The 20,417-nt window shown below is 72.4% G+C and carries 17 protein-coding genes; 8 read left to right on the top strand and 9 right to left on the bottom strand.

Annotation, left to right across the window (positions count from 1 at the left end):
- Positions 1–9: 9 nt before the first annotated feature.
- Positions 10–366 (bottom strand): iron-sulfur cluster insertion protein ErpA, encoded by a 357-nt coding sequence (gene erpA, locus ACWDYF_RS05925; RefSeq protein WP_018567404.1) that lies wholly within the window; start codon positions 364–366, stop codon positions 10–12.
- A gap of 284 nt (positions 367–650) precedes the next feature.
- Here erpA and nadA point away from each other — a divergent pair, with 284 nt between their 5' ends.
- Together nadA and ACWDYF_RS05915 are read left to right on the top strand one after the other, a co-directional pair.
- Positions 651–1,835, top strand: coding sequence for a quinolinate synthase NadA (gene nadA, locus ACWDYF_RS05920; RefSeq protein ID WP_389466916.1), 1,185 nt, complete (start codon positions 651–653; stop codon positions 1,833–1,835).
- A gap of 262 nt (positions 1,836–2,097) precedes the next feature.
- Positions 2,098–4,692, top strand: a complete 2,595-nt coding sequence (locus tag ACWDYF_RS05915) for a GmrSD restriction endonuclease domain-containing protein (protein ID WP_389466918.1) — start codon at positions 2,098–2,100, stop codon at positions 4,690–4,692.
- 149 nt (positions 4,693–4,841) lie between these two features.
- On the opposite strand, the gene ACWDYF_RS05910 is transcribed toward ACWDYF_RS05915, so the two are convergent.
- On the bottom strand, positions 4,842–5,621 hold the full coding sequence (locus ACWDYF_RS05910) for an alpha/beta fold hydrolase (protein ID WP_389466921.1): 780 nt from the start codon (positions 5,619–5,621) through the stop codon (positions 4,842–4,844).
- Positions 5,622–5,779: 158 nt separating this feature from the next.
- Between ACWDYF_RS05910 and ACWDYF_RS05905 the strand changes: the two genes are divergently transcribed.
- On the top strand, positions 5,780–6,175 hold the full coding sequence (locus ACWDYF_RS05905) for a winged helix-turn-helix transcriptional regulator (protein ID WP_381743690.1): 396 nt from the start codon (positions 5,780–5,782) through the stop codon (positions 6,173–6,175).
- A 109-nt stretch (positions 6,176–6,284) separates the two neighbouring features.
- Here the strand turns inward: ACWDYF_RS05905 and ACWDYF_RS05900 are convergent, their stop codons facing one another.
- The 5 genes from ACWDYF_RS05900 to ACWDYF_RS05880 form a co-directional block, all read right to left on the bottom strand.
- Positions 6,285–9,416, bottom strand: coding sequence for an efflux RND transporter permease subunit (locus ACWDYF_RS05900; RefSeq protein ID WP_389466924.1), 3,132 nt, complete (start codon positions 9,414–9,416; stop codon positions 6,285–6,287).
- A 202-nt stretch (positions 9,417–9,618) separates the two neighbouring features.
- Positions 9,619–10,302, bottom strand: coding sequence for a response regulator (locus ACWDYF_RS05895; RefSeq protein WP_018567398.1), 684 nt, complete (start codon positions 10,300–10,302; stop codon positions 9,619–9,621).
- Positions 10,299–11,648, bottom strand: a complete 1,350-nt coding sequence (locus tag ACWDYF_RS05890; protein ID WP_389466927.1) for a sensor histidine kinase — start codon at positions 11,646–11,648, stop codon at positions 10,299–10,301. The genes ACWDYF_RS05895 and ACWDYF_RS05890 overlap by 4 nt, the downstream gene beginning before the upstream one ends.
- 359 nt (positions 11,649–12,007) lie before the next feature.
- Positions 12,008–12,286, bottom strand: a complete 279-nt coding sequence (gene pspAA, locus ACWDYF_RS05885) for a PspA-associated protein PspAA (RefSeq protein WP_018567396.1) — start codon at positions 12,284–12,286, stop codon at positions 12,008–12,010.
- A gap of 37 nt (positions 12,287–12,323) precedes the next feature.
- On the bottom strand, positions 12,324–13,127 hold the full coding sequence (locus ACWDYF_RS05880; protein WP_381743688.1) for a PspA/IM30 family protein: 804 nt from the start codon (positions 13,125–13,127) through the stop codon (positions 12,324–12,326).
- 254 nt (positions 13,128–13,381) lie between these two features.
- Here ACWDYF_RS05880 and ACWDYF_RS05875 point away from each other — a divergent pair, with 254 nt between their 5' ends.
- From ACWDYF_RS05875 to ACWDYF_RS05865, 3 genes are all read left to right on the top strand, one after another.
- The gene (locus tag ACWDYF_RS05875; RefSeq protein WP_389466930.1) at positions 13,382–14,011 is read left to right on the top strand and encodes a DUF3043 domain-containing protein; all 630 of its coding nucleotides are present in this window, start codon (positions 13,382–13,384) and stop codon (positions 14,009–14,011) included.
- A gap of 80 nt (positions 14,012–14,091) precedes the next feature.
- The gene (locus tag ACWDYF_RS05870) at positions 14,092–14,796 is read left to right on the top strand and encodes a class I SAM-dependent methyltransferase (protein ID WP_389466996.1); all 705 of its coding nucleotides are present in this window, start codon (positions 14,092–14,094) and stop codon (positions 14,794–14,796) included.
- Positions 14,797–15,004: 208 nt separating this feature from the next.
- Positions 15,005–16,057, top strand: coding sequence for a S1C family serine protease (locus ACWDYF_RS05865; RefSeq protein ID WP_389467001.1), 1,053 nt, complete (start codon positions 15,005–15,007; stop codon positions 16,055–16,057).
- Positions 16,058–16,184: 127 nt separating this feature from the next.
- On the opposite strand, the gene ACWDYF_RS05860 is transcribed toward ACWDYF_RS05865, so the two are convergent.
- Positions 16,185–16,403: a hypothetical protein gene (locus tag ACWDYF_RS05860; RefSeq protein ID WP_018567391.1), complete on the bottom strand. Its 219-nt coding sequence runs from the start codon at positions 16,401–16,403 to the stop codon at positions 16,185–16,187.
- Positions 16,404–16,577: 174 nt separating this feature from the next.
- On the opposite strand from ACWDYF_RS05860, the gene ACWDYF_RS05855 reads away from it, so the two are divergent.
- On the top strand, positions 16,578–17,789 hold the full coding sequence (locus ACWDYF_RS05855) for a bifunctional adenosylcobinamide kinase/adenosylcobinamide-phosphate guanylyltransferase (RefSeq protein WP_389466933.1): 1,212 nt from the start codon (positions 16,578–16,580) through the stop codon (positions 17,787–17,789).
- A gap of 52 nt (positions 17,790–17,841) precedes the next feature.
- Here ACWDYF_RS05855 and ACWDYF_RS05850 read toward each other — a convergent pair whose 3' ends face one another.
- Positions 17,842–18,933, bottom strand: a complete 1,092-nt coding sequence (locus tag ACWDYF_RS05850; RefSeq protein ID WP_389466935.1) for a class I SAM-dependent methyltransferase — start codon at positions 18,931–18,933, stop codon at positions 17,842–17,844.
- A 265-nt stretch (positions 18,934–19,198) separates the two neighbouring features.
- On the opposite strand from ACWDYF_RS05850, the gene cobT reads away from it, so the two are divergent.
- Complete coding sequence (gene cobT / locus ACWDYF_RS05845) at positions 19,199–20,338, top strand: nicotinate-nucleotide--dimethylbenzimidazole phosphoribosyltransferase (protein ID WP_389466937.1); 1,140 nt, start codon at positions 19,199–19,201, stop codon at positions 20,336–20,338.
- Positions 20,339–20,417: the final 79 nt, after the last annotated feature.

The raw sequence follows: 20,417 nt of genomic DNA, 5'->3' as shown, positions 1-20,417 counted from the left end.
GGGTGCGGCTCAGCTGAAGGAGTCGCCGCAGGCGCACGAGCCCGTCGCGTTCGGGTTGTCGATCGTGAAGCCCTGCTTCTCGATGGTGTCCACGAAGTCGACGGTGGCGCCGCCCAGGTAGGGGGCGCTCATGCGGTCGGTGACGACCTTGACGCCACCGAAGTCCTTCACGACGTCCCCGTCGAGGGAGCGCTCGTCGAAGAAGAGCTGGTAGCGCAGGCCGGAGCAGCCGCCGGGCTGGACGGCGACCCGCAGGGCGAGGTCGTCGCGGCCTTCCTGGTCGAGCAGGGCCTTGACCTTCGCCGCGGCGGCGTCGGTCAGGACGATGCCGTCGGTGACGGTGGTGGTCTCGTCCGATACGGACATCTACATCTCTCCCGGGTTGTACGGAGACTGCTTGCCGACGAGTTCAACCGGTGGGGCCACGCATTCATTCCGGGCCGGGCGCGTGCTTTTCGGTGTTCCACGCGGCTCCACGCGCGTGCCGCTCGTCCCGCTCGTCCACTTCATGCTCGCACATACCCGAAAGTGCGCGCAGTGGCCGGGCGCCGGGATTCACGTCACATCGACACGATGGCCATCGTCAAAGTGACGTGAAGCGGTTATGATAGATAGCGTCAATTAGACGAAAAGTAGAAAGGGTGCGTGTCGTGACCACCGCCCAGACCCAGGAGCTCGACGTTCAGCCGACGCCCCTCGCCCTGTTGCTGCTCGGCCGCGAGGCCGACCCGAGGAGCGAGCGCGGCGTCGAGTGCCCCGGCGACCTCCCCGCAGCGTCCGACCCGGACCTCGTGGCGCGCGCCCGCGCGGCCAAGGAGAAGCTCGGGAACAAGGTCTTCGTCCTCGGCCACCACTACCAGCGCGACGAGGTCATCCAGTTCGCCGACGTCACGGGCGACTCCTTCAAGCTGGCCCGGGACGCGGCGGCGCGGCCGGAGGCCGAGTACATCGTCTTCTGCGGTGTGCACTTCATGGCGGAGTCCGCGGACATCCTGACGAACGACGCGCAGAAGGTGGTCCTGCCGGATCTGGCGGCCGGCTGCTCGATGGCCGACATGGCGACGGCCGAGCAGGTCGCCGAGTGCTGGGACGTGCTGACCGAGGCGGGCGTCGCCGAGCAGGTCGTCCCCGTCTCGTACATGAACTCCTCGGCCGACATCAAGGCGTTCACCGGGCGGCACGGCGGCACCATCTGCACCTCGTCGAACGCGGAGCGGGCCCTGGAGTGGGCCTTCCGGCAGGGCGAGAAGGTCCTCTTCCTGCCCGACCAGCACCTGGGCCGCAACACGGCGGTGCGGGACATGGGCATGTCCCTGGAGGACTGCGTCGTCTACAACCCGCACCGGCCGAACGGCGGGCTGAGCGCCGAGGAGCTGCGCGCCGCGAAGATGATCCTGTGGCGCGGGCACTGCTCGGTGCACGGCCGCTTCAGCCTGGACTCGGTGAACGACGTCCGCGCCCGCATCCCCGGGGTGAACGTCCTGGTGCACCCCGAGTGCAGGCACGAGGTGGTCTCCGCCGCGGACCACGTCGGCTCGACGGAGTACATCATCAAGGCGCTGGAGGCGGCCCCGGCCGGTTCCAAGTGGGCCATCGGCACGGAGCTGAACCTGGTCCGCCGCCTGGCGAACCGTTTCGCCCCCGAGGACAAGGAGATCGTCTTCCTCGACAAGACGGTCTGCTTCTGCTCGACGATGAACCGCATCGACCTCCCCCACCTCGTCTGGACCCTGGAATCCCTGGCCGAGGGCACCCTCGTCAACCACATCCAGGTCGACAAGGAGACGGAGACCTACGCGAAGCTGGCGCTGGAACGGATGCTGGCGCTGCCGTAGCTGCCGTAGGGACCCGAGAGACGACAAGGGGCGCCCCCGACCGCTGCACGGCGGCCGGGGGCGCCTCTTTCGCGCCACGATCGGGGGAACGGTTCCCGATACCGAGGGCAGGCGTCACGGTGCGCCCGACGATTTCACGGAGCCCTGCGGCTTCCCCGACCGGACCATGGGCGGCGAAACCGCGCACTACGCTCGTGACAGAGAGACGTCACAGGGCGCGAGGCCGCCGGGCAGGACGTTCACAATCGAGGGGGGCCGCTCCTTGCGCGCGCAAGAGATCACCTTTTTGAAGCTCGTTCAGGGGGAGAAGCAGTTTCAGGTACCGCTCTACCAGCGGACCTACAGTTGGACGCGCAAGCAGTTGGAACGGCTGTGGGACGACCTGAGCGATCTGGTCGAGCAGCAGCTCGAAGGCGGCAGGCCCGCCTCGCACTTCCTCGGCTCCGTCGTTCTTGCCCCGGGCCAGTTGCAGGCCGGAGGAGTGCAACGCTGGCTCGTCGTGGACGGGCAGCAGCGGATCACGACGATCATGCTGGCGTTCACCGCGTTGCGCGACCACATCAGGGATTCGGCGGCCGACGGCTCCGCGCGAACGGCCGACCGCATCCACCGCCAGTACCTCGTCAACGAGTTCCTGGAGGGCGACGAGCACTTCCGGCTGCTTCCCACCCAGGCCGACCGGGCGTCCTACGGAGCCTGCGTCTCCAACAGCCCCCGTTCGGGCGGCGCCGACAACATCGGAGCCTCCTACCGGTTCTTCCGCGGCGTGCTGGCGAGCGGCCAGGAGCAGCACGGCGCGGAGTGGACGAACGCGGTGGAGATCGCTCTACGGGATCTGCTCTCCATCGTGGAGATCACCGCCGAGCGCGGTGACAACGTGTACCGGATCTTCGAATCGATCAACAACACCGGCGTCGGCCTCAGCCAGAGCGACCTGCTCCGCAACTATGTGTTCATGCTGCTCCCGGGCCGGGGGGAGCGTGTGTACGAGCAGCTGTGGCTGCCCATGCAGCAGCAATTGGGGCCCAAGAATCTGGAACTCCTCGTCTGGCTCGACCTCGTCGTACGCGGCGAGAGCAAGACGAAGCAGACCGACATCTACCGCGTTCAGCAGCAGCGACTCGAACCGCTGGCGGGGAACGAGGAGGCGCTGGAGAAGGAGATCAGCGAGCTCGCCCGGCGCGCCGAGCTGCTGGGGCGGATCCTCGATCCCGCCCTGGAGCCGCATGACGAGCTGCGCCGGCAGCTTCGCCACCTTGCCCGCTGGGGCGGACGGATCCACTATCCGATCGCACTCCACCTGCTCGATCTCGTGGACGCCGGGCGCGCCCAGGCCGACGAGGCGGCGAAAGCCCTCGGCTACGTGGAAGGATTCCTGGTCCGCCGCATGCTGTGCCAGACCAGCACCCAGAGCCTGAACCGGCTCTTCATGTCGATGCCGGGTGACATGGAGGCCGACCGCCCGGCCGCGGAGGCGGTGCAGCGCTATCTCTCGGGCCGGCGCCGCGGCTGGCCCACCGACGCCGAGGTGGCCGCAGGGATCCGCAGCAAGCCGTTCTACTGGAACGGACAAGCACCGCAACGTGCGTACGTCCTGGAGCGGCTGGAGGAGAGTTACGGCTCTGCGGAGCCCGTGGACTTCAAGCAGGCCAAGTTCACGGTGGAGCACGTGCTGCCGCAGCGGCCGGCCCAGGCCTGGATCGATGTCCTCGCCGAGGATTCGGACGACGGCCAGACTCCTCAGGAACTGCACGATCTGCTGGTTCACACCTTGGGAAACCTGACGCTCTCGGCCGAGAACACAAAACTCTCCAACCACCCCTTCCAGCGGAAGCAACAGATCCTGGAAGCGAGTTCGCTCCGGATGAACCAGGAGATCGCCGGGACACGCCGGTGGGGCCGCAGAGAGATCCTGGAACGTGCCGACAACCTGGCGGCGCGTGCCGTCTCCCTGTGGCCCGGCCCCGAGGGCGAGCAACGCGCCGACAGCGATGAGTGGACGGGATGGGCCGATCTGCGCGCCGCGCTGATCGCCATGCCCACCGGCACCTGGACCACTTACGGGGACATTGCCGAACTGATCGGCAGCCACCCTGTCTCCGTCGGCAACTTCCTCGCCACGAAGGCCGGCGTGCGGGGGGCCTACCGGGTCCTGACCGCCGCCGGACGGGTCTCCGCTTCATTCCGCTGGCCGAACGACGAACACGGCGGCAACCCTCTGACGCTCCTCCACGCAGAAGGGGTGCCGTTCGACTCCAGCGGGAAGGCGCGCAGTTCCCATCGCCTGACCGCGGAGGACCTCGCATCGCTCCTGGGCAAAGAGGTGCCCGAGATCGGAACGTCCAGCAGCTCCCCCGATCAGGTGGCCCCGGGCAGCACGTTCGATGCGCGTGCCGCGCGCTTCACCGAACTGCTGCGGGCGAACCGGCCCGACGCCGCCGACGCCATCCTCGCGTTCCTCCAGTCATGGAAGGCGCTCGCGCCCGGCTGCCATCTCGACTACGGCAAGGCGACCGAGACGAGCTGCTTCCTGATGCTCCGCAAGGAGTCCGCGTCCCGTGCCGCCGCCATCTGGCCGTTCACCCTCTACCCTGTGTTCGGCACGGTCGAGGTCGTCTTCCAGTACATGCGTTCCAGGCCGCCTTTCGACGACAGCGGACTGCGTCAGGAATTCATGTCCCGCCTGAATGCCGTCCCGGGGATCGAGCTGGCAGAGGCGAAGCTCGAACTGCGCCCGTCGTTCCCTCTCGAGGTGTTGGCGGATCGTTCCGAGGAGATCGCCGGGATCATGTCCTGGTTCGTCCAACAGGTCGTGGCGTACGAACCAGCGGACGAGCAGGGACAAGTCTCCTTCTGAGACGTCGTTCCAGTTGACGGGTCGGCGGTGGCCGATGAGGGCTGCGGTGATGCGGGCGAAGGCGAGGGGATGCCCGGCCCTTCGCTCGTAGCGGCGGTGCAGCCCGGCTCGTTGGAGCGGGCGGATGCGTGGCCCGGGTTCACCGTCCGTCAGTGGCGGGCCTTGTCCGGCTCGTCGGCGCCGTCGCGGGCCGGATGCCGGCCGGGAGTGGATTCCAGGAGCAGTTCGCTCAGGGCCGACGGCATAGTGATCATGCAGTCGTGTCCGGTCGGCAGTTCCCGTATCCGTGCCGGGGAGCCGTTGGGCTGTGTCGCGGGGACGGGCCGCCGCACAATGCCCTCCGGCTCCGCGCCGACACAGTGGATGTGCGTACGCGGAACCGAGTCCGAGGCGGGGTTGTCCAGCCGGACCGGTTGCCGCAGGCAGTCCACCGGCTGGTCGGAGAGCGTCGCACGCAGCCATGCCATGTCCGCCGGGTCGGTGACCCCGAACAGCCCGAAGGGCGCGGGCAGCTCGGGCAGCGGCGGGATGCGCCAGCCGTTGCCGGACCCGGCGGCCAGGTCGATCAGGTTCTGGGTCATGGGCTGCACGTCGACGGCGGTCTCGCCGTGCTCCGGGACCATCGCGTCCAGGTACACCAGATGCGCGATCCGTTCCGGCACCTCGTTGGCCACGGACGAGACGACCAGCCCCGCGTAGCTGTGCCCCACGAGCACCACCTCGCTCAGGTCCTCCTCGCGGATCAGCTCCACGACGTCCTCGACATGCGTGTCGAGCCCCACCTCGGGGCCGAGCAGGTGTGCCTTGTCGCCGTAGCCGGTCAGCGAGGGCGCGAACACGCGGTGTCCGGCCGCCTCCAGCAGGGGGGCCACCCGCTCCCAGCACCGGCCGCTGTGCCAGGCACCGTGTACCAGCAGAAAAGTTGCCATGAGGGGATGTCTCTTCCTCTTCGGGGCGTGACGGCACGGGACCATCACGGTTCCTGTTCGTGCCTCGGTACTCTTGGGGAACCGTGATAATCGTGCTGCACCTGCCGCACCCCGATCAATAAGGCACATTTAGGTGCCCTGGTTCTCTGGAGGTAACCATGGACGGCACAGCGGGCGGCGCGTCGCGGGCGGCACAGCCGGAGGACCCGTGCAAGGCCCGTGAAGTGCTCGGCATCGTCGGCGACAAGTGGTCGCTGCTGATCGTGCGCAACCTCAGCCAGGGGCCACGCCGCTTCACCGAACTCAAGCGGGCGGTCGACGGGATCAGCCAGCGCATGCTCACCGTCACCCTGCGCGGCCTGGAACGCGATGGGATCCTCACCCGGACCGTCCGCAATGTCATGCCACCGCACGTCAGTTACGAACTCACTCCGATGGGCAGGACCCTCCGCGAAGCCACCGCACCCCTGCTGGAGTGGAGCATCGCCCACCTGACCCGCATCGACGCCGCCCGCGCCGCGTACGACGCCCGCCCCGGCACCCCGCCCGCCTGACCCTGACCCCTGACCGCGGGCCTGTCCGTGGCGCCCCGGGCGGGGCACGCGCGAAACGAGACGGCCGGGCCTCCGCGGAGGTCCGGCCGTCTCTGGTGGTGAGGGGGTGTCAGACGCCCGCCGGTTCCAGGTCTTCCGTCTCCGTCCTGGTGGTCCGCTTCGCCTCGCGCTTCTCGGCCCGGCGTTCCTTGCGGAGTTCGAGCATGGCGTAGAGGGTCGGGACGAGGAGGAGGGTCAGGAGGGTGGAGGTGATCAGGCCGCCGATCACGACCACGGCGAGCGGCTGGGCGATGAAGCCGCCCTGGCCGGTGACGCCGAGGGCCATGGGGAGCAGGGCGAAGATCGTCGCCAGGGCCGTCATGAGGATCGGGCGGAGGCGGTGGCGGCCGCCCTCCACGACGGCCTCGACGACGCCGTAACCCTGTCGGCGGTACTGGTTGATGAGGTCGATCAGCACGATCGCGTTGGTGACCACGATGCCGACCAGCATCAGCATGCCGATCATCGCGGGCACGCCCAGCGGGGTGCCGGTGGCGATGAGCAGGCCGAGCGCGCCGGTGGCCGCGAACGGGATGGACACCAGCAGGATCAGCGGCTGGGCCAGCGAGCGGAAGGTCGCCACCAGCAGCATGAACACGATGGCGACGGCCGCCAGCAGGGCCAGGCCCAGGTTCTTGAAGGCGTCGTCCTGGTCGGAGGTGACACCGCCGATCTCGGCGGTCGCGCCCGCCGGGAGGTCCAGCGCCTTGACCTTCGACTGGAGCTTGGAGCTGACCGCGCCGGTGTTGTCACCGACCGGCTTGGCGGTGACGGTCGCCGCGCGCTGGCCGTCGATACGGGTCATGGAGACCGGCCCGTCGACCAGTTCGACGGTGGCGATGTCACCGAGCTTCACCGGACCGAGCCGCAGGTTCCGCAGCTGGGACAGCGTCTCGGCGGGCTTCGCCGACTTGATCACGATGTCCCGCTCGGTGTCGCCCAGGACCGCCTTGGCGGCCGTGGTGCCGCGCACCGCCTGGGCGACGGCCGCGCCGAGGGTCTGCTGGGTGAAACCGGCCGCGGCCGCCTTGTCATTGGCCCGCACCGAGACGCGGGGCACGCTCTGCGACAGGTCGCTGGTGACGTCGCTGACGTCGTCGAGTCCGGCGACCGCCTTGCGGACCTGCTCGGCCGCGTCCCGCAGCGACTTCGCGTCCGGCGCCTTGACGACGACCTTCAGGTCCTGGTCGCCGAAGCCGTCACCGGCGTTGACGGTGGTGGTGCCGATGCCGGACAGCTTGTGCAGCCCGGACTCGATGTCCTTGCGGACGTCCTCGGCCGAGGCGGAGTCCTCCAGCATCACCTGGTAGGAGGCGTGGTTGGCGTCCGTGGAGCCGCCGAAGGCCGCCAGGAAGCCGGAGGAACCGACCGTCACCTGGTAGTCCTTGACGCCCTTGGTGCCGGAGAGCAGCTTCTCGACCTTCTTCGCCTGCGCGTCGGTGGCCGCCAGGCTGGTGCCCGGCTTCAGCTCCTGCTTGACGCTGAGCACCTTCTGGTCGCCCGGGTCGAAGAAGTTGGTCTTCAGCAGCGGCGCCAGGCCGAAGGTGCCGACCAGCACGACCACCGCGATCAGCACACTGGTGAGGCGGCGGCGGGTCGCGAAGCGCAGGACCGGCACGTAGAAGCGCTGGAGACGGCTGTCGGCCTCCTTCTCCTCCGCCTTGCGGCGCGCCTCCGCCGGATCGGCGGGCGTGTTCTTCGGGGCGCGCAGGAACCAGTACGACAGGACCGGCACGACCGTCAGCGACACCAGCAGCGAGGCCAGCAGCGCCACCGTCACGGTGATGCTGAACGGGCCGAACAGCTCGCCCACCAGACCGCCGACCAGCCCGATCGGCAGGAACACGGCGACCGTGGTCAGCGTCGAGGAGGTCACCGCCCCGGCGACCTCGCGCACGGCGCCCAGGATGGCCTCGCGGCGCTCCTCGCCGTAGCCGAGGTGGCGGCGGATGTTCTCCAGGACCACGATCGAGTCGTCGACGACCCGGCCGATGGCGATGGTCAGGGCGCCCAGGGTCAGGACGTTCAGCGACAGGTCGCGGGTCCACAGGACGATCAGGGTGATGACCACGGAGAGCGGGATCGAGACCGCCGTCACCAGCGTGGAGCGCAGCGACGCCAGGAAGACCAGGATGACCAGGACGGCGAAGAGCAGACCGAGCGCGCCCTCGGTGGTCAGGCCCTCGATGGACTTGGAGACGGCCGGGCCCTGGTCGCTGACCGTGGTGATCTTCGCGTCGGAGCCGAGGCTCTTGCGCAGCTCGGGCAGCTTGTCCCGGACGGCGTCCGAGACGGCGACCGCGCTGCCGTCGTGGTCCAGGGTGACCGCGACAGCGAGGCTGGGACGGCCGTCGGTACGGGTGATGGAGTCGGCCTTGGCGGGCTGCTGCCGCACGGTGGCGACATCGCCGAGACGGGCCGGTGCCTTGCCCGCGCCGGGGCCGGCCTGCCCGGCACCGGCCTGACCGGTGATCCGCAGGTCCTCGATCTGCTTCAGCGAGGTGAACCCGCCGCCGACCTGGACGGTCCGGCCGGCGCCGCCCTCGTCGAAGGATCCGGCCGGGACGGTGGCCCCGCCCGCCTGGAGCGCCTGGGCCAGATCGGCGGTGGTGAGGCCCGCACCGGCGAGCTTCGCGTCGTCGGGGGTGACGGTGACCTGGAGGTCGCGTACGCCGTCCACGGTGACCTGGCCGACGCCGTCGACGTTCTTCAGGGCCGGGACGACCGTCCTGTCGAGCTGGTCGGCGAGCGCCTGCTGGTCCTTGCCGGAGGTCACGGCGAGGACCACGGTGGGTATGTCGTCGGTGGAACCGGCGACGACCTGCGGGTCGACGTCGTTCGGGAGCAGGGCGCGCGAGCGGTTGACGGCCTGCTGGACGTTGGCGACGAGCTGCTGGGTGTCGTTGCCGTACTCGAAGGACGCCGTGATCACGGCGCTGCCCTCGCTGGCGGTGGCGGTGACGCCGGTGATGCCGTCGACGGCCTTGATGTTGTTCTCTAGGGGCTCGACGACCTGCTTCTCCACGACGTCCGGGGAGGCACCCTGGTAGGGCGCGAGGACGGACACCACGGGAAGTTCGATGCTGGGCAGCAGCTGCTGCTTGAGCTGGGGGATCGCGATGGCCCCGAAGACGAGCGCGACGATCGAGATCAGCCCGATCAGCGCCCGCTGCGCGAGGCTGAATCTGGACAGCCAGGACATGGGTCAGGGTCTCTCTTCTGTGAGCGCCGGGAGCGGCAGGAGCGGCACGGGCGCGCAGCAGCGCCCACCCCTACACCCTCGGGCATGGACACCCGGTGATCCGTAGCCCCCTGGTCCAATTCCGCGCGGTACGCCTACTCCGGCCGCAGTACGCCCGGGTAGAGGCCGCTCCACCCCTGGATGTACCGGGGGTGGAGGGGGCTCAGTCCACCCGGGGGCGGACCAGACCGGACTCGTAGGCGATCACGACGAGCTGGGCGCGGTCGCGGGCGCCCAGCTTGGCCATGGCCCGGTTGACGTGTGTCTTCACGGTCAGCGGGCTGACCGTGAGGCGTTCGGCGATCTCGTCGTTGGAGTGGCCCCCGGCGACCTGGACGAGCACCTCGCGTTCGCGGCCGGTGAGCGCGTCGAGGCGGGCGGAGCGGACCGGGTCGCGGCCGTCGTCCGTGCCGTCGCCCTGGGCGAGGAAGCGGGCGATGAGGCCCTTGGTGGCCGCCGGGGACAGCAGGGCCTCCCCGGCGGCGGCTGTGCGGATGGCGTGCAGCAGTTCCTCGGGTTCGCTGCCCTTGCCGAGGAAGCCGGAGGCGCCCGCGCGCAGCGACTGCACCACGTAGTCGTCGACCTCGAAGGTGGTCAGGATGACCACGCGGACCTGGTCGAGGGCCGGGTCGGCGCTGATCAGGCGGGTGGCGGCGAGGCCGTCGGTGCCCGGCATCCGGATGTCCATGAGGACGACGTCGGCGCGCTGCTCCTTGGCCAGGCGCACCGCCTCGGTGCCCTCGGTCGCCTCGCCGACCACCTCCATGTCGGGCTCGGAGTCGACGAGCACGCGGAAGGCGCTGCGCAGCAGTGCCTGGTCGTCGGCGAGCAGGACACGGATGGTCATACGGGGTCCCCCGGGGCGCGGGTGCGGGTGCGGGCGGTGCGGGGACCGGTGCCGGGCTCACCGGGGGTGCGGGTTCCGGTGGTTCCGGTGCCGCCGGAACGGGCGGTCGTGCCGGTGCCGCCGGTACGGGCGGTCGTGCCGGTGCCGGTGCCGGTCCTGACGGGAAGGATCGCATGGACGCGGAAGCCGCTGCCGTAGCGGGGGCCGGTGGTGAGGGTGCCGCGCAGGGCGGTGACCCGCTCGCGCATGCCGAGCAGCCCGTGGCCGCCCCCGTCGGCGCCGGGGGCGCCGTCCGCGCCCGCGCCGTCGTCCAGCACGGTGATCTCCACGTTCGGTCCGACCCGTACGACGCTGACCTCGGCCGCGGCCCCGCTGCCCGCGTGCTTCTGCACATTGGTCAGGGCCTCCTGGACGATGCGGAACGCGGCCAGGTCGACGGCGGCGGGCAGCGGGGCGCCGCCGTCGGAGCGGGCGACCTCGACGCGCAGGCCCGCGCTGCGGAAGGTGCCGACGAGGTCGTCGAGCCGGTCCAGGCCGGGGGCCGGTTCGGTGGGGGCCTCGGGGTCGTCGGACTGCCGCAGCAGCCCGACCGTGGCGCGCAGTTCGTTCAGCGCGGAGCGGCCGGCCTCGCGGACATGGGCGAGGGCCTCCTTGGCCTGGTCGGGGCGCTTGTCCATGATGTGGGCGGCGACCCCGGCCTGCACATTGACCAGCGCGATGTGGTGGGCGACCACGTCGTGCAGGTCGCGGGCGATGCGCAGGCGCTCCTCGACGACGCGGCGGCGGGCCTCCTCCTCGCGGGTGCGTTCGGCGCGCTCGGCGCGTTCGCGGATGGCGCTGACGAAGGCGCGGCGGCTGCGGACGGCGTCGCCGCCCGCTGCGGCCATGCCGGTCCAGGCGAAGATGGCGAGGTTCTCCTGGGCGTACCAGGGCTCGGGGCCGCCGAGCATGGCGGCCCCGGTCAGCACGGTCATGGTGGACAGGCCCAGGCGCCAGGTGGTGGGGCGGTCGGTGGTGGCGGCGACGGTGTACAGGGCGATGACGGCCGCCATGGCGACGGGCGCGCGCGGGTCGCCGGTGAGGCAGCCGGCCAGCGAGACGGCGCCGGTGACCGCGAGCACGGCGCGCGGGGCGCGGCGGCGGAAGACGAGCGCGGCGGCGCCGAGCGCCATCAGCACCAGGCTGATCGGTTCCGGATGGCGCACCGCCCAGCTGACGCCGTGCTCGCCGCGCGGCTCCACGAAGGAACCGGCGACCATGCAGATCAGCGCTCCCGCGGCGATGGCCGCGTCCAGCGCGAAGGGGTGCGCCGTCAGCCGGCTGCGCATGCGGTCGAGGGGGCTCACGCCTGCCAACGGTACGGGGAGCACACCGGACACGGGCACGTCCGGCGGGAAGCGGGGCGGGGGTGGCCCGTGGGGCCCGTGGGCTGCGGAGAGGTGCGCGGCCGACCGGCCAGCCGGTGCGTGCGACCGGCGGGGCCGCGTGGGGCTCTCGCACGGGGTGCGTGGGTGTGGAGAGCCGCGACCCCGCGGTCCGGTGTACGACCGTCCGAGAACTACGGGCCGGGCCATCGGCTCCCGCTCGCGCAAGCCGCCCACGGCCGGGGACCGACGCTCCGTTCACCGCGCGCCGCGTGTTCCCCCGGCGCGGGCGCCCTGCCCGGCGGCCGGACCCCGGGCGGGGGCCGGGCACCGAGCGGGGTTCAGTTGGGGATGAGGCCGTCGTCGCTGAGCATGGCGCGTACGTCGTCCAGGCCGGCGTCCGGGGCGGGCAGGATCAGCTCGGACGGCTCCAGGGCGTCGTCCGGGAGGGGCTCGCCCAGCTCCCGGACCTTGGTGAGGAGGGCGGACAGGGTCCGGCGGAAACCGGGGCCGTCGCCCTTCTCCATCTCGGCCAGGAGCTCGTCGTCCAGCTCGTCCAGTTCGGCGAGGTGGTCGTCGGCCAGCCTCACCTGTCCCTCCCCCATGATCCGTACGATCATGTCGCCCTCCTCGGCGGGGTGGCCGGGGCCACGGTGCTCATTGCTTGTCGAAGCGCGGGGTGTCCTGCGGCTGCTGCTGGGACTGGGGCTGGGCCTGACCCTGGCCGCCCTCGATGGCCTGGCGGTCGGCGGAGGAGCCACCGGCCAGCTCGGCCTTCATGCGCTGAAGCTCCAGCTCCACATCCGTACCACCGGAGATGCGGTCCAGCTCGGCGGCGATGTCGTCCTTGGCCATGCCGGTGGGGTCGTCCAGGGCACCGGAGGCCAGCAGCTCGTCGATCGCACCGGCGCGGGCCTGGAGCTGCGCGGTCTTGTCCTCGGCACGCTGGATGGCCAGGCCGACGTCGCCCATCTCCTCGGAGATGCCGGAGAACGCCTCGCCGATCCGGGTCTGCGCCTGGGCCGCCGTGTAGGTCGCCTTGATGGTCTCCTTGCGGGTGCGGAAGGCGTCCACCTTCGCCTGGAGCCGCTGGGCCGCCAGGGTGAGCTTCTCCTCCTCGCCCTGGAGCGTGGAGTGCTGCGTCTCCAGGTCCGTCACCTGCTGCTGGAGCGCGGCACGGCGGGACAGCGCCTCGCGGGCGAGGTCCTCACGGCCGAGCGCGAGCGCCTTGCGGCCCTGGTCCTCCAGCTTGCCGGACTGCTGCTGGAGCTGGTTCAGCTGGAGCTCCAGGCGCTTGCGGCTGGTCGCCACGTCGGCGACGCCGCGGCGGACCTTCTGGAGCAGCTCAAGCTGCTTCTGGTACGAGTAATCGAGGGTTTCGCGCGGGTCCTCGGCCCGGTCAAGGGCCTTGTTCGCCTTCGCGCGGAAGATCATCCCCATACGCTTCATGACACCGCTCATGGGCTTCGCGCGCCCCCTTCTGACGGACTCCAGCTCACAGCTCTGCGACAGAACCCACAGTACGGGCCCTGCAACCATTACCGCACTGTTCGGGAACGGATGCGGTCATCCCCAAGGACGACTGACCGCGTTCCCGATCCGGCGTAGGGAGTAGGTGACCCCGACTGTGGGCCCGGCCGGAGTGCGGACCGTCTTCCCCCTGTCCCCTTAAGACGTCCGGTGTTGCCGGATCGTTCCCCACCGGGCTGGGGTCCATGCGGGTCGAGCCCGTACCCTTGGGATTTGTGTTCCGTAGCCGTGCCAAGGAAGAGAAGGCGCCGGTCGCCGAAAAGACGACGGTGAGCATCTCCAAGCAGCCCCGTGACCCGCAGGCGCCCAAGGGCCGCCCCACGCCGAAGAGGAGTGAGGCCCAGGGCCAGCGCCGCAGCGTCGCCAACACGCCGACCAACCGCAAGGAGGCCGCCAAGCGGCAGCGCGAGGAGCGCCGCGTCCAGATGGAGCGCCAGCGCCAGGCGCTGGCCAGCGGCGACGAGCGCTACCTCCCGGCCCGTGACAAGGGCCCGGTGCGCAAGTTCGCGCGCGACTTCATCGACTCGCGGTTCAACGTCGCGGAGTTCTTCCTGCCGATGGCCGTGGTCATCCTGGTGCTGAGCATCGTGCGCGTCGGCTACCTGCAGAACCTCGCGCTGCTGCTGTGGCTCGTGGTGATCGTGCTGATCGTGCTCGACTGGGTCCTCAGCGTCTTCCGGCTGAAGAAGCGGCTGGCGGAGCGCTTCCCGGACCAGAGCCGCAAGGGCGCCGTCGCCTACGCGCTGATGCGCTCCCTCCAGATGCGCCGGCTCCGGCTGCCCAAGCCGCAGGTCAAGCGTGGAGAGCGGCCCTGAGTACGACCGCTTTCTCCGGGGGCGCGGCCGACGCCTGGCTCCAGAAGCTGGGCGGGCTGCGTGACGTCGTACGGCAGGAGCTGGTCGCCCGGCAGCTCGACGAGCAGATAGCGGGGCGTTTCCCGGTCGGGCAGCGGCTGCGGGTGCTCGACGTCGGGATGGGCCAGGGCACCCAGGCGCTGCGGCTGGCCCGTGCGGGGCACCAGGTCACCGGCCTGGAGCGCGACCAGAAGATGATCGCCGTGGCGCGGGAGGCGCTGGCCGCCGAGCCCGAGGGCATCCGGGCGCGGATGCGGATCGTCGAGGGCGACGGCCAGGACACCGGGGTGCACTTCCTGCCCGGCAGCTTCGACGTCGTGCTCTGCCACGGCGTGCTGATGTACGTCGAGGAGCCCGACCCGCTGCTGGCGGGGCTGGCCCGGATGCTCGCGCCGGGCGGTCTGCTGTCGCTGCTGGTGCGCAACGCCGACGCGCTGGCGCTGCGGCCGGGGCTGACGGGCGACTGGCCGACCGCGCTGGCCGCGTTCGACTCGACGGTGTACCGCAACCGGCTGGGCCTGGACGTACGGGCGGACCGGCTCGCCGATCTGACCGCGACCCTCGCGGGGATCGGCGCGCCGCTGCACGCCTGGTACGGGGTGCGGGTCTTCACGGACACGGCGGCGGACGGCGCCGAGCCGCCGGCGGACGTGGCCACGCTGCTCGACACGGAGGAGCGGGCCGGCCGGACCGACCCGTACCGCGCGGTGGCGGCGCTGCTGCATCTGTGCGGGGTGCGCGGCTAGGGCCGCCCGGTCCCTCCCCCGGGCAGGCCGCCTCGGCCGCCCGATCGGGTGCGTCGGCAGGGCCCGGTGTCCGTCCCGGCGACAGACTCGGCTCATGGACGCTTTCCGCAGCCGTACCAGCCCCGTCAGCCGTGCCGGCAGTGCCGCACCCGGCCGTACGCGCACCCGTGGCCGTCCCTGTGTCCGGGGCCGCCGGACGACCGGTCCGCTGGTCGCGCTCGTGTGCTGTGCCGTCGCGCTGGCCGGGTGCAGCGGTTCCGCCGGGCCCGAGGAGACGGCGGCCTCCGGCGCCCCGACACCCTCCTCGGGCGGACGGCAGGTGGCCGCCCCGGCGGCGGCGGACGACCTCCAGAGCGACTACCAGCGGGTGATCAAGGAGGTGCTGCCCTCGGTCGTGCAGATCCAGGCGAGCCGCGACCTCGGCTCGGGGGTCGTCTTCGACGACAAGGGGCACATCGTCACCAACGCGCACGTCGTCGGGAACGAGAAGCGCTTCCGCGTCACCACGGCGGGCAGCGAGGAGACGCTCACCGCGACCCTCGTGTCCGCCTATCCCGAGCAGGACCTCGCCGTCGTCAAGCTGGACAAGGTGCCGGACGGGCTGAAGGCGGCCGCCTTCGGGGACTCGGACAAGGTCGCGGTCGGGCAGATCGTGCTCGCCATGGGGTCGCCGCTGGGTCTTTCGTCGAGCGTCACCCAGGGGATCGTGTCGGCGACCGGGCGGACCGTCAGCGAGGGGCAGAGCGGCGGCGGCACGGGGGCGACCATCGCCGACATGGTGCAGACCTCGGCGGCGATCAACCCCGGCAACAGCGGGGGCGCGCTGGTGAACCTGGACGGCCAGGTCATCGGCATCCCGACGCTCGCCGCCACCGATCCGCAGCTCGGGGGCAGCGCGGCGCCCGGCATCGGGTTCGCGATCCCCTCGTCCATGGTGAGGACGATCGCCGGGCAGATCGTGAGGTACGGCAAGGTCGTCGACTCGGGGCGGGCCGCGCTCGGCATCACCGGGCGCACCGTCATCGACACCTCGTACCAGCCCGCCGGGGTCGCGGTCGTCGAGGTGAAGTCCGGTGGCGCGGCGGACCGGGCGGGGATCCGGCCCGGCGACATCATCCTCAAGGTCGGCGGCACCGGCATCACCGACATCACCTCGCTGTCGGAGGCGCTGGCCGGGGACAGGCCGGGGCAGCGGACGAAGGTGACGTACTCCCGCGACGGCGCCGAGCGGACGGTGGACGTGACGCTGGGCGAGCAGTGAGCGTGAGCGGGGCCCGGCACGGGGGCGGCCGTCGGTGGCCGCCGCCGCGCCGGGACCGTCCGGTGGGCCGGGACCCGTCCGGCGGGCCGGGACCGTCCGATGGACCCGGTCCGCGAGGCCCCGGGCCCTACGCCTGGGCCTGGTCGGCGTGCAGGCTCATCGGACCGTAGATCTCGGCGGTGTCCTCGAACAGCCGCACCTGGTCCGCGCCGCCGTCGGCCAGAGCCTTCCAGTTCTCCCCGATCCAGGACTCGGCATCGCCCTGCGTGGTGAACTCCTCCGGCTCCACCGCGGGCTGGACCTCCGTCCCGTCGGCCGTCTCGAACCGCCACGTCCATGCCGCCATGTACGCCTCCCTGATGCGAGCACACGAGTACGGGCACACGTCTGCGGGCGCACTGCGCACCCACTGCACACACTGCCCATCGGCGGCCGGATCACGCGGAGCATGATCCGGTTCCCGCCCGGAGCAGCCTAGCCGGATGCGCACGACCCGCACCGGCACGGGAAAATCGGGTCCGTGGACGTGACTCTGCTCGGTACCGGTGCCCCCGCGGGGCTGCCCCGCCCCCACTGCCCGTGCGCGGCCTGCGCGACGGCCCTCGGTGCGCAGGCCCGCGCGGCGACGGCGCTGCTCGTGGACGGGTCGCTGCTGCTGGACCTGACGCCCGGCGTGGCGTTCGCCGCCGCTCGGGCCGGGCAGTCGCTGGGGCAGGTGGCCCAGGTGCTGCTGTCCCATCCGCACGACGGTCCGGCCGTGGAGGTGCCCGCCGGGCTGCCGCAGCCGGGCCGGGTGCCGGACGGGCGGGAGCTGGCGCTGCTGACCGGGCACCGGGTGCGGGCGGTGGCGCTGGACGCGCCGGGCACGGGGTACGCGGTGACCGGGCCGGACGGCAAGCGGCTGCTGTACCTGCCGCCGGGCGGCGCCCCGGCCGGTCTGGAGGAGGGTTCGGTACCGGCGTACGACATGGTCGTCGCGGATGTGACGGGGCGGCCGGACGCGCTGGCGAAGCTGCGGGCGGTGGGGGCGGTGGGGCGGGCGACCGATGTCGTCGCGGTCCATCTCGACCACGATGTGCCGCCGGGTCCCGAGCTGTCCCGGCGGCTGGCGGCGGCCGGGGCGCGGGCGGTGCCGGACGGCAGCACGCTGGTGATCGGGGCGTACGAGAACATGGCGGCCGTACCGGACGTGCCCCGGCGCACGCTGGTGCTGGGCGGGGCGCGTTCGGGCAAGTCGGTGGAGGCCGAGCGGCGGCTGGCGGCCTTTCCCGACGTGCTGTACGTGGCCACCGGCGGCACCCGGGGCGGGGACACGGAGTGGGCGGCGCGGGTGGCCCTGCACCGGGAGCGGCGGCCGGGTTCGTGGCGTACGTCCGAGACGTGCGACCTGCTGCCGCTGCTCGCGCAGGACGGTCCGCCGCTCCTGATCGACTGCCTGTCGCTGTGGCTGACGGACGCGATGGACTCCGTGGGCGCCTGGGACGACGCGGAGTGGGCGGACGGCGGTGAACGCGCGCTGCGGGAGCGGACGGCCGCGCTGACGTCGGCGGTCCGGGCCGCCCGGCGGACCGTGGTCGCCGTCTCCAACGAGGTCGGTTCGGGCATCGTCCCGGCCACCGCCTCGGGCCGCCGCTACCGCGACGAACTGGGCCGGCTGAACGCGGCCTTCGCCGCCGAGTGCGAGCAGGTGCTGCTGGTGGTGGCGGGCCAGGCGCTGCGCCTGCGCGGCTGAGGCGGCGGAAGCGGCGGAAGCTGCCGCGGCGGGTCCGCGCGGGTGGGACGGCTCAGACGGGTCCGGCCGTGTCGCGGCGGGCGACGAGCCGGTAGGTGTTCGAGCAGCCCGGGGTGCGGCGCAGCAGCGGGGCGAGGGCCAGATCGAGCAGGGCGGCGAGGTCGACCAGCGGGCTGGTGGCGGCGGCGAGGACCGTGCGCAGCGCCCGGCGCGGGGTGCTGGGCGGGGTCTGCCGCCAGGGGGCGTCGGGGGCGGGCAGCAGGCGGGCGAGGGCCAGGGCGAGGGCGGCCGACAGGTCGTTCGGGGTGTGCGGGGTGCGGTGGTCGGTGACGAGGACGGTGCAGCCCGCGGACTCCAGCGCGGCGCGCAGGTTGCGCACGGGCGGCAGGTGCAGATGGCGCGGCTGCCCGTGCGGCAGCCACCACTTGCCGAGCAGCAGGGCGAACGCGCTGCGCGGGTCGGGCAGTTCGATCAGGAGGTGGCCGCCGGGGCGCAGCGCGGTGAGGGCGCCGCGCAGCTCGGCCCGGGGGTCGGGGGCGTGGGAGAGGTGATGGAACATGCTGACCACGTCGTAGCGTCCGCGCAGCCGTTCGGCCACGCGCGGGTCGGACAGATGGCCGATGTGCGCCTCCTCGATCCGCCCGGCCGCGCGCGCGGCCTCCACCCGGGGCGTGGGGTCGAGCCCGTCGAAGGAGGTGTACGGGAAGATCTCCCGGGCCGCGGCGGGGAAATGGGCGTGGCCGGTGCCGACGTCGAGCCAGCTCTCCGGTTCGCCCACGTCGCGCATCAGATGGGCGTCCCAGCGGTGCCTGCGGTGGCTGCGGCGGGCGGCGAGCACCGGGTCCGGCAGTGCCCCGGGGTCGCTCTCGTCGAAGTCGCGGTGGTAGAAGGCGAGTCCGGCCGGGGTGAGCCGGGGGTTCTGGAAGGCGTGCCCGCAGTCGCGGCACTGGTCGAGCGCGAATCTGCCCGGCTTGCGCTGGAGCAGGTCGGGCGCGCTCAGCCGGGTGCGCAGCCGGGCCGAGCCGCACCAGGGGCAGTCCGCGCGGCGCGGCTCGTGGAACCGGTCGGTGCCCTGGGCGAGTTCGGCGGCGTACCCGATGCGGCGCGGGTCGTAGACCCGCGGGGCGTACGGCAGGGGCGGCATGGTCGGCTCCCGGTGGGCGAGCGGGCGTACGGCGGGGAGCGGCCGGGGCGGCCGGTCGTGCGGCCACTGTCGACAATTCCCTGCAAAAGGGAACGTATGGGATCCGTGTCGCGGCCGGGAAGACGCCGTACGGGTGTGCCGGCGGCTCGGCGCGCGGAGGCGACGGCGTCGGCGTGCGGGGGTGGCGGCGTCGGCCGTGCGGGGGCGGCAGCGTCTTCGGGACGTGGGTCGGTCCCGTTCGGCCGGGGCCGGTACTGTTCGGCGAATGAGCTCGCTGAATCTCGACGACTTCTCCGATCTGATCGAGCGCCCCGACGGCGGAGTGCGGCGTGACGCCGAGGCGCGCCGGGAGCGTCAGGTCGTGCCGCCCGGTGCGCTGGGCCGCCTCGACGACCTGGGTGAGTGGCTGGCCGCGGCCCAGGGCGCCGTACCGGTGCGGCCGGTCGAACAGCCGCGCGTCGTGCTCTTCGCCGGTGACCACGGCATCGCCGCGCTCGACGTGTCGGGCCGCCCGGCGGGCACCGCCGCGCAGTCGGTCCGGGCGGTGCTGGAGGGCGCGCGGCCGGTCTCCGTGCTGGCCCGGCGCCAGGGCGTGCCGGTGCGGGTGGTGGACATGGCCCTGGACTGCGAGCCCGGGGCGCTGCCCGAGGACGTCGTACGGCACCGGGTGCGGCGCGGCAGCGGACGCATCGACATCGAGGACGCGCTGACCCCCGAGGAGGCCGAGGCCGCGTTCCGGGCCGGGGTCGCGGTGGCCGACGAGGAGGCCGACTCCGGTACGGACCTCGTGGTGCTCGGTGACGTCAGCGTGGGCGGGACGACGGCGGCGGCGGTGCTGATCGCCGCGCTGTGCGGGACGGACGCGTCGGTGGTGACCGGCCGCGGCGGCGAGGCGATCGACGACCTGGCCTGGATGCGCAAGTGCGCCGCGATCCGGGACGCGCTGCGCCGGGCGCGGCCGGTGCTCGGGGACCAGCTGGCGCTGCTCGGGACGGTCGGCGGGGCCGATCTGGCGGCGATGACCGGCTTCCTGCTCCAGTGCGCGGTGCGCAAGCTGCCGGTGATCCTGGACGGCGTGGTCTCGGCGGCGTGCGCGCTGGTGGCGCAGCGGGTGGCCTTCCGGGCGCCGGACTGGTGGCTGGCCGGGCACGTCAGCGGGGAGCCGGGACAGGCCAAGGCGCTGGACCGGATGGCGCTGGAGCCGCTGCTCGACCACGCCGTACGGGTCGGGGAGGGCGCGGGCGCGCTGCTGGCGCTCCCGCTGGTGCGGGCCGCCGCGGACCTGGCGGCCGAGCTGCCCGAGACGGCGCCCGCCGCCGACGACGAGACCGACGCCGCCGCCGGGACCGTCGCGGCCGCCGCCGCTCCGGAGGACGAGCCCACGGACTACTCCGGCCTGGACTGACGCGCCGGGCGCGGGAGCGGGACACGGCTCGGGGTGCGGGACACGGCGCGGTGCGGTGCGACGCGCGTCCGTACCGTGC

The organism is Streptomyces sp. NPDC003284 (assembly GCF_053589675.1).
Note: the sequence above shows the minus strand (reverse complement) of the source record. Positions and strands in the feature narration are given on the sequence as shown.